Source organism: Alysiella sp. (assembly GCF_030525755.1).
Lineage (GTDB): Bacteria > Pseudomonadota > Gammaproteobacteria > Burkholderiales > Neisseriaceae > Simonsiella.
This window is the reverse complement of record NZ_JAUNEC010000018.1, coordinates 21019-30576: the sequence shown is the minus strand read 5'-3', so window position 1 is coordinate 30576 and position 9558 is coordinate 21019. Positions and strand designations below refer to the sequence as shown.

Below are 9558 nucleotides of genomic sequence, written 5' to 3'. Positions count from 1 at the left end.
GTTTTTTGCCGAAATTGTCGGTTTATATCCATGACAAAACTAGCACTACCCCATACACTACTGAATGTTTTTGTTTTAATGCATATTCACAAAAATTGACGGCACAACAAAAATTTTCAGGCAGCCTAAACACAAGCTGCCTGAAAATGATTGATAATGTTGTTAAGATGGGAAAACCACATTTTTCAACAATTCATTCAGCTCCTTAACAGGCGTTTTTACTGATGCAGCACAAACGGTTATGATATTTTGGTCTCCACCTACTGATGTGATGCAACTCTCATGCACCCCATTTATGGTATAACTGTATGCAACACGTTGTTTTTCTACCGAAAAATTCAATTTACCTATGCCTTTATCGGCTTTCAAATCTTTTTCCAAATTGGCAAAAAAAGCAGCAATATCGGTTTTCACTTGACCTTGTTTCACACCCGTTATCGTAATCTCGCCATTGCTTTTCAATAATACAACTTGTTCAGCAGGCACACCTTCTGGCATTAAACCGATGTCGCCCAATTTTTCTTCATAGTTTTCCAGTCCTGCAAATTGAATGTTGTTTTCTTGCATTTGAGATGTTGTTGCATCTGGTGATGAAACCACGATTTCTGATGCAGCAGATGCAACAGAGACTGCTGATGCTGAAACAGGTTTTTGCACCGAGGAAGGTTCTGTGCCACAGGCTACCAACAATAAAGCTGTTGCCAAAGATAAAGCGGTGTATTTTTTCATTCAATTCAATCCTGATTTTTACTGTGTAAAACGATAAACAGCAGTAATTATAACAAGTTTTTGGTTTTCAGGCAGCCTTTCACCTTTCAGTACACGACAAAACGCATTCAGGTCACATGAAACATTTTGTACAGGGTGCGTATTACCCACCAAAATACAGTCGCAAAAGTAAAAATGCAATACAAAGCAACAACGAGAGCCGTGCACAAATCGTACATAAGGGCATTGATAAGGTCGTGGTACTTTTCAATTCTGTGACCATCAATTGAAATTTTTTAAATTTAGTACGTAGTACGCGCCCTACAATAAAAATTGTCGTGTACTGAATCTGCCCTGCAACATAACCAACTAAAATCCATTTTCCATCATGATTTGCCCTGGTATTTTGTTGCGATGCATGGTAAATCCCTGTTCTAATAAGGCTTGGAATGTGTCTTTAACCATTTCTGGATTACCACAAATCATAAAACGGCTGCGTTCAGGCGTGAACACCAAATTTAAACGCGTCATTAGACTGCCGTTTCGTAGGCTTTCAGGCAGCCTTTCGTGCAAAAGATTGGCATCGCTTTCACGCGTGGTAATCGGCACAAAACGCAATTTGTTAAAATACTCACCTACCAAAGGGTGTTCTGCCAAATGGGCAATGTTTTGATTAAAAATCAAATCATTGCTGTATGAAACCGAATGCACCAAAGCCAAATATTCAAAACGTTGCCAAATTTCGGGTTGCTGTAAAATGGACAAAAACGGAGCAATACCCGAACCTGTTGCCAACATGATTAAATCACGTCCATTCGGAAAACGTTCAGGTAGAAAAAAACCCAATGCGGTTTTGTCCAATAAAATGGTATCGCCTGCTTGAATTTCAGCAAAATGAGCAGAAATGGGACCATTTTCAATTAAAATTACGAAGTACTCCAATGTTTCTGCATATTCAGCAGATGTTACCGAATAAGCACGCCAAATATAGCCTTTCTCACCCACACGAAAGCCCAAGCGCGAATATTGACCTGCGCTGAAACGATAGCTTTCTGGACGCGTGATGGCAAAAGTCAAATGTTTGGTACTGTGGCGCTTGACCCACAAAATGCGTTCTTCGGTGAATTTTTCATTATTCATGTCATGTGTATTTCAATACAATATGGGATACAAAAAATGTTTTCAGGCAGCCTGTTTCTCTTCAAGGCTGCCTGAAAATTCAGTTCAATCAACGTTTTTCTTTCTTTTGGCAGTTGCCACACACACCATACATATACATGGCATGATCCACAATGCGATAGCCATTTTCATGTGCAATTTTTTCTTGCAAGGCTTCAATTTCTTCGTTTTGAAATTCTGTTACTATGCCACATTTTACGCAAACAATGTGATCGTGATGACTGCCTTTATTCAATTCATAAACAGCTTTACCCGTTTCAAAATGATGACGCACCAAAATATCGGCTTGTTCAAATTGAGTTAGAACGCGATAAATGGTAGCAACACCAATTTCCACACCTTCGTCCAACAAAATGCGGTAAACATCTTCCGCACTCAAATGCATGTCATAATGACGCTCAAACAAATCCAAAATTTTCAAGCGTGGTCCCGTTACTTTTAAACCACTGTCTTTAAGCTGACTAATATTATCCATTGTTTGTTCTCTTTCTTAATGGGTGTTTCAGATTGCCGTATAATAGCACTTTTTATTCATTTGCCCACCCGATAAATAATAAAAGTTTTTAATTGGAACTTTATTGATATTGCTGCTGTGTGGTATCTTTACATTTTTCAGCCACTTTTGATTTGATATAACCATGAATATCCGCCTTTTTACTGTTGTCGCTGCACTTGCGTTAAGTGCCTGCACCCCCAAGTTAGTAGAGAAACTGCCCTATTACAAACTGGCTGTAGTACAAGGGATACCTTTTGATGCTGAACGTGTTTTGGCTTTGCGTGAAGGCATGAGCCGAGAACAGGTTCAAATGGAGATTGGCACACCGCTGCTCAATCCTTTGTTTCGCCAAAATCGTTGGGATTACACCTATGAAATTGTTCACGGTGGCAAAGTGAAAGAAAGTCGCCATTTGGTTGTGCATTTCAACAGTAACAATACAGTAAGCCGTATCGAAGGTAATGCTTTGGACTATGCTCGTCAAACCGTACAACAAAAACAAGGACAACCACAATGAGTACAGTCAAAATCGCCATTGCAGGTGTAAACGGTCGCATGGGCAAGGTGCTGGTGCAAGCGGTGCACGCCCACCCCAACGCGGTGCTGGTGGGCGCATTGGAACACGCTGGCTCGGAAAGTTTGGGCTTGGACGCGGGCTATGCGGTGGGCATCAAAACGGGCGTGAACATCACGGCGGATTTTCAGGCAGCCTTAAACCATGCCGATGTGGTCATTGATTTTACCCGTGCCGAAGCGTCTTTGCCTTTGATTGAATATTGTGAACAAAATCAAATCAAAATGGTCATCGGCACCACAGGCTATGATGACGCGGGCAAAGCGAAAATTCAGGCAGCCGCGCAAAAACGCGCCATTGTGTTTGCGGCAAATTACAGCGTGGGCGTGAATTTGACTTTCCACATTTTGGACACGGTGGCGCGTGTGCTGAACGAAGGCTACGACATTGAAATCATTGAAGCCCACCACCGACACAAAGTGGACGCGCCAAGCGGCACGGCTTTGCGCATGGGCGAAGTGATTGCCAATGCTTTGGGACGCGATTTGAAAGAATGCGCGGTGTACGGTCGCGAAGGACACACAGGCGCGCGCGACAGCCAAACCATTGGTTTTGCAACGGTTCGCGCAGGCGATGTGGTGGGCGACCACACGGCATTGTTTGCCACCGATGGCGAGCGCGTGGAAATTACCCACAAAGCCAGCAGCCGCATGACCTTTGCCGCAGGTGCAGTTCGCGCGGCAGTGTGGTTGGCAAATCACGACACGGGTTTGTTTGATATGCAAGATGTGTTGGGTTTGAAACATTGAGGATTTTTGATAATAAATCCCCATCCCAACTTTAACACTGATTATGCTGCCTGAAAACGAAAGAAACACATCATGGAAAACCGCAATCCGCCTTATCTCGGTCGCCGCCAAAAATTACGCCAAAACAGCATTTATCTTTTACCCAATTCATTCACGATTGCCGCACTATTTTGTGCATTTTATGCCATAACCCAATCCATGCACGGTCGTTTTGCCAGCGCAGCCATATTTATTTTTTTGGCAATGTTGCTGGACGGCATGGACGGTCGCGTGGCACGTTGGACCCAAAGCCAAAGTGCATTTGGCGAACAATTAGACAGCTTAGCAGACATGGTCAGTTTTGGGGTCGCCCCCGCTTTAATTGTGTACAACTGGCAGTTACATGAATTTGGCAAAATCGGCTATGCGGTGGCTTTTGTGTATTGCGCTTGCGCTGCGCTGCGGCTGGCTTTATTCAATACCTTGATTGGTAAAGTAGACAAAAAATGGTTTATTGGTATTCCCAGTCCAACTGCTGCGGCTTTGGTCATTGGCATGGTGTGGTTAGGCTACCGCTACCCCTCTTTGTTTGACGGCAAAAGTTTATCGGTTTTATTGATGACCTTATTTGCTGGTCTATCTATGGTGGTACAAATTCGCTTTTGGAGCTTTAAAGAATGGCACATTCGCCGCCGCGCCCCGTTTTTCAGCATGGTGGTGGTCATTTTGATTTTGGCGATGCTGGCAATGGAACCTGCTGGCGTATTGTTCGGTTTTTTCCTATGTTACAGCTTATCTGGCTATGTTTACTGGGCATGGACAAAATGGAAAAAACGTCAAACCACCCCCAATCTATTTACACCACAATAATACAGCTGCCTGAAAAAGCCAACACTCATCAAATATACAGGAATGGTCTTATTTCAGGCAGCATCAATACGCTTCGTTGTTTTCAAGGTAAAACATGACCGTTTTTCTCGTTATTTTGGCCCTGATTTTATTGCTTGCAGGTGCAGCAGGAACGGTTTTTCCTGCTTTACCTGGTCTACCTTTGATGTTTGGTGGTGTATGGCTTTTGGCATATACCAGTGATTACCAAATCATCGGTTCACTTTCGCTGTGGATTTTGGGTTTGGTGTGTGTGTTTGGCATGGCAATGGACTTCATCACCAGTTTATTGGGTGCCAAATACACAGGGGCAAGCCAAACGGCACTATGGGGGACATTCATCGGCGGTTTGGTGGGTATGTTTTTTGGTATTGTGGGCTTGGTTTTGGGACCTTTATTGGGTGCAGCCGCAGGTGAATTCATGAACAAACGCAGCCTGTTCAACGCGGGCAAAGTAGGCATAGGCACATTCATTGGTTTCATCATCGGCACAGTTGCCAAAATCGGCTCGGCTTTGGTGGTACTGTTGGTGGTATTGGCGCAATACCTAACATACTGGTTAAGCTGACTTTCAGGCAGCCTTAAAATCATCAAGGAAAACAAACATGAAAATCACACAACTTCACACCCTTATTCGTGAATACATACCACACATCACTTTTATTGACAGCGAAATCCAAGATATCGTAGAAGCAGAATGCCACTTATGGCAACAAGAAGATTGCGCCTGCATCATCGATTTTGGCGATAGGCTGCCTGAAAAACCACAACTACTTGCCATACTCAACAAAATTGCCAAGAAATTAACGTGGCTCAATCAACAAAATGATGCCATTTTGCGTGTTTTCACACAAGAAAGTGGTTTGGCATCTGATGGCGCAACATTACAATATGTGGCATTTTTGATTGAAGATGAGCAACGCATTTTCTGCGATTTCGCATTAAACACGCCTAAATTGCACGAACAAATTATTGAAATGTCTCTAGAAGAAAACGGCGAAATCATATTTAATGGCATAGAAAATCTCTGAAACCCAAATATTGAAACACCTTTATGCTGCCTAATATTTTTCATATCCATTACTTTCAGGCAGTCCAAAGATGCCTAAAAACATGAAAACCACCTTTCAAACCCTAAGCAATCTATTCCATCTCATCAATCCACGCCCACGCTTTCCCACGCAAAAGCGCAGCACACATTACAACCCACACACTCAAACCTTTTTCAACACACCGCCCACTCAAAAAATCAAAAATGGTACTTTGGTTGCGTTGTGGCAAATGATGACACGTCCTGAATTACATCGCCCTACTCAACAACTGCCCATGATTCAACCCGATTGGGACACTTTTCTCGCTCCCAGCAACACCATCAAAATGATTTGGTTTGGTCATTCCAGTTTACTCATACGCGCTGCGGGACAAACCCTGTTTCTCGACCCCGTTTATTGCCGTTCCGCCTCGCCCTTACCCATTATGATGCACCGTTTTCAGCCACCACCAGTAGCACTACATAACTTGCCACACATAGATTGGATAATCCACACCCACGCCCATTACGACCATTTAGACCGCGAAGTTATCCGCCATTTCCAGCAACACGCACCTCAAACCCGTTATCTTGCACCGCTAGGCATGGGCAGTTATCTCAAATATTGGGGCATATCCGCAACACACATACACGAACTGGATTGGCATCAAACCCTTAACTTACCTAACCTAAACATTCACGCTCTACCTGCACGCCACGATGCTTCACGCAGCACATTTGATGGCAAAAAATCCCTGTGGGCAGCCTATGTTTTGCAAACACCACACGAAAAAATTTACTTTTCAGGCGACAGCAGTTATGCCAGCCATTTTGCCGATGCTGCAAAACAATTTGGTGGTTTTGATTTAGCCTTGATTGAAAACGGTCAATACAATGAAAACTGGCGCGACAACCATATGCACCCCGAAGAAACCGTTCAGGCAGCCTGTGATTTAAATTGTAAACGTTGGCAGCCCATTCATTGGGGCGCATACCCACTCGCACCACACGCATGGGACGAGCCTGTACGCCGTTCTGCTATTTTGTCTGATGCCGCAGGCTTAACCATGCTCACACCATTAATGGGACAAGTATTTGATGCCACCAGTCCAACATCAAGATGGTGGGAAAACCTACCTCAACAAAATTAAGGCTGCCTAAAAAACATTTTTTTGGCACAATATAGTCGTAGAAAAGAAAATGCAATACAAGGCGACAAGCCGCAGACAATATCAATATAATACGGCAAAGCAAACCAACGCCGTAGTACGTTTTCAATTCTGCGACCATACACCTCTACTGATTTTCAGGCAGCCCAACAACACATCAAACTGGAAAACACCATGCACACACTTTTACCTTTTTTCGCTGTGGTTCGTGTCAGTGGCGATGACCGACACGATTTTTTACACAAACAGCTCTCCAACGACATCAACAATTTAACCGCCCAACAAGCCTGTTATGCCACTTACAACAGTCCCAAAGGACGTGTCATTGCCAATATGGTGGTGTACAACAATGGACAAGAACTTGACCTTATCTTGGCAGCCGACTTGGCAGAAACAGTAGTCAAACGCTTAAAAATGTTTGTTTTGCGTGCCCACGTGCAATTAAGCATTTTGCCCGATTGGGGCGTTTCAGGCAGCCTGCCTGAAAATACAGCAATTCTTTATGCAGAAAATCCCACTTTATCATTTCCAGCTCATGATGACACAATACAACTGCCACACGGAGGCTGCCTGAAAATCGCACCACTTACCAACTTACCTTCATACAATGAAGTTGCCGAAGCCACATTCAAACGTCATGAAATTCTATGTGGCTACCCATGGATAAGTGCCAAAACCAGCGAAACTTGCGTGGCACAAATGCTCAATCAACACACCATTGGCGGCGTACATTTCCGCAAAGGTTGCTATCCAGGGCAAGAAATCATCGCCCGCGCCCAATATCGCGGACAAGTCAAACGCGGTTTAGCCATTGCCGAAAACACCAGCACCCAACAAGTTGGTGCAGAAGTACACGATGAAAGTGGCGCAGAAGTCGGCATCGTCATCAACGTTTCAGGCAGCCTGAATTTACTGGTCATCAAACACAGCGCAGCATACAACACCTTATCTGACCTTTCAGGCAGCCCATTTACCCTACACAACCCCTTTTTCAGTTTAGAATCAGAATAATCATTAAAAGGACACACCATGCTGCCCCTCCCCCGAAAACGCCCCAAAACCGCAAATGCCCTGCGCCGTCGCATGAATTTGTGGCCTCCCTTATTGTTTACAGGCATACAAATCACACACTTATCCGAAGATTACACCCATTGTCGCGCCCGTCTGAAAAACTGGTTCAATACCAAAAACAGTCATGGCAGCCAATTCGGTGGCAGCCTATTTGCATTGACTGATGCCATTTATCCAGTGATGCTTGGCTGCATTTATGGCGACAAATATTATGTGTGGGACAAATCAGCACACATTGAATTTGTGAAACCAGGGTTTGGCGAAGTGTATTTGGATTGCCAACTCACACACGCCGACCGACAAAACATTGAAGCAGCCACAGCCAATGGTGAAAAACACCTACCCGAATTTACTGTACGCATTTTTGACAAAAACGATGAAACCATCGCCATTGCCAAACGCACGCTGTATATTCGCTTAAAAAAAGAATTTCGCCCACAGACAGAACAAGATAAAGCTACCTGAAAACCCAACCAAGGAAACAACATGAATTACCAAGCCCCCAATGAACAAGGCTTTTTTGGCGAACACGGTGGCGTGTACGTTGCCGAAACCCTCATTCCCGCGCTACAAGAACTCGCCCAAGCCTATGCCCAAGCCAAACAAGACCCTGAATTTTGGGCAGAATTTCACCGCGATTTGGCAAACTATGTCGGTCGCCCCAGCCCCGTTTACCACGCGGCAAGGCTGTCTGAAAAACTCGGTGGCGCACAAATCTGGCTCAAACGCGAAGATTTGAACCACACAGGCGCACACAAAGTGAACAACACCATCGGTCAAGCCTTGCTCGCCAAACGCATGGGCAAAAAGCGCGTCATCGCCGAAACAGGCGCAGGACAACACGGCGTGGCAAGCGCAACCGTAGCCGCCCGTTTTGGCATGGAATGCCACGTTTACATGGGCGCGGACGACATTCAACGCCAAGCCCCCAACGTGTTCCGCATGAAATTATTGGGCGCGAACGTGGTCAGCGTGGACAGTGGCAGCCGCACGCTCAAAGACGCGATGAACGAAGCCATGCGCGAATGGGTGGCGCGTGTGGACGACACCTTTTACATCATCGGCACAGCAGCAGGCCCTGCGCCTTATCCCGAAATGGTGCGCGATTTCCAATGCGTGATTGGCAACGAAGCCAAAGAACAAATGCTCAAAGCCATAGGCAGACAGCCTGATGTGGCGGTGGCTTGCGTGGGTGGCGGTTCAAACGCGATTGGTTTATTTTACCCTTATATTTCAGAAACTTCGGTGCGTTTGGTGGGCGTGGAAGCAGGCGGACACGGCGTACACACCCCCGACCATGCCGCGCCCATCACATCGGGCGCACCGATTGGCGTGTTGCACGGTTTCCGCAGCTATTTGATGCAAGACGAAAACGGTCAAGTATTGGGAACGCATTCGGTTTCCGCAGGTTTGGATTACCCTGGTATTGGACCCGAACACAGCCATTTGCACGATATTGGGCGCGTGGAATACCATGCCGCAAATGATGAAGCCGCTTTACAAGCCTTTGATTTATTGTGCCAATATGAAGGCATTATTCCAGCATTGGAAAGTTCACACGCGCTGGCGTGGGCGGTGGAAAATGCCCCAAAAATGCGCAAAGACCAAGTGATTTTGGTCAATTTGTCGGGGCGTGGCGATAAGGACATCAACACCGTTGCCAAATTGAAAAACATTGCGTTGTAAAAATATTCAGGCAGCCTGAAAAAGGCTGC

General features: G+C 45.2%; 12 protein-coding genes. 9 read left to right on the top strand and 3 right to left on the bottom strand.

Annotated features, from left to right (window positions below; all coding sequences use genetic code 11):
• Positions 1-162 precede the first annotated feature (162 nt).
• The 3 genes from Q4B82_RS04980 to fur form a co-directional block, all read right to left on the bottom strand.
• Entirely contained in the window at positions 163-729 is a 567-nt protein-coding gene (locus Q4B82_RS04980; protein WP_303065327.1) for a hypothetical protein, read from the bottom strand.
• Positions 730-1077: 348 nt separating this feature from the next.
• On the bottom strand, positions 1078-1848 hold the full coding sequence (locus tag Q4B82_RS04975; protein ID WP_303065326.1) for a ferredoxin--NADP reductase: 771 nt from the start codon (positions 1846-1848) through the stop codon (positions 1078-1080).
• 88 nt (positions 1849-1936) lie between these two features.
• Positions 1937-2362, bottom strand: a complete 426-nt coding sequence (gene fur, locus Q4B82_RS04970; RefSeq protein ID WP_303065325.1) for a ferric iron uptake transcriptional regulator — start codon at positions 2360-2362, stop codon at positions 1937-1939.
• A gap of 163 nt (positions 2363-2525) precedes the next feature.
• On the opposite strand from fur, the gene Q4B82_RS04965 reads away from it, so the two are divergent.
• The 9 genes from Q4B82_RS04965 (at position 2526) to trpB (ending at position 9529) form a co-directional block, all read left to right on the top strand.
• A complete protein-coding gene (locus Q4B82_RS04965; RefSeq protein WP_303065324.1) occupies positions 2526-2900 on the top strand; it encodes an outer membrane protein assembly factor BamE in 375 nt (124 codons plus the stop codon).
• The gene (dapB, locus tag Q4B82_RS04960) at positions 2897-3706 is read left to right on the top strand and encodes a 4-hydroxy-tetrahydrodipicolinate reductase (RefSeq protein ID WP_303065323.1); all 810 of its coding nucleotides are present in this window, start codon (positions 2897-2899) and stop codon (positions 3704-3706) included. Before Q4B82_RS04965 ends, dapB begins: the two co-directional genes overlap by 4 nt.
• Before the next feature lie 72 nt (positions 3707-3778).
• Positions 3779-4555 (top strand): CDP-diacylglycerol--serine O-phosphatidyltransferase, encoded by a 777-nt coding sequence (pssA, locus tag Q4B82_RS04955; protein WP_303065322.1) that lies wholly within the window; start codon positions 3779-3781, stop codon positions 4553-4555.
• Between the two features lie 94 nt (positions 4556-4649).
• Positions 4650-5141 (top strand): DUF456 domain-containing protein, encoded by a 492-nt coding sequence (locus tag Q4B82_RS04950; protein WP_303065321.1) that lies wholly within the window; start codon positions 4650-4652, stop codon positions 5139-5141.
• A 37-nt stretch (positions 5142-5178) separates the two neighbouring features.
• Positions 5179-5604, top strand: coding sequence for a hypothetical protein (locus Q4B82_RS04945; RefSeq protein ID WP_303065320.1), 426 nt, complete (start codon positions 5179-5181; stop codon positions 5602-5604).
• An 82-nt stretch (positions 5605-5686) separates the two neighbouring features.
• A complete protein-coding gene (locus Q4B82_RS04940; protein ID WP_303065319.1) occupies positions 5687-6754 on the top strand; it encodes an MBL fold metallo-hydrolase in 1068 nt (355 codons plus the stop codon).
• Between the two features lie 192 nt (positions 6755-6946).
• Positions 6947-7783, top strand: a complete 837-nt coding sequence (locus Q4B82_RS04935) for a folate-binding protein YgfZ (protein WP_303065318.1) — start codon at positions 6947-6949, stop codon at positions 7781-7783.
• A gap of 18 nt (positions 7784-7801) precedes the next feature.
• Complete coding sequence (locus tag Q4B82_RS04930; RefSeq protein ID WP_303065317.1) at positions 7802-8308, top strand: DUF4442 domain-containing protein; 507 nt, start codon at positions 7802-7804, stop codon at positions 8306-8308.
• A 21-nt stretch (positions 8309-8329) separates the two neighbouring features.
• Entirely contained in the window at positions 8330-9529 is a 1200-nt protein-coding gene (gene trpB, locus Q4B82_RS04925) for a tryptophan synthase subunit beta (protein WP_303065316.1), read from the top strand.
• Positions 9530-9558: the final 29 nt, after the last annotated feature.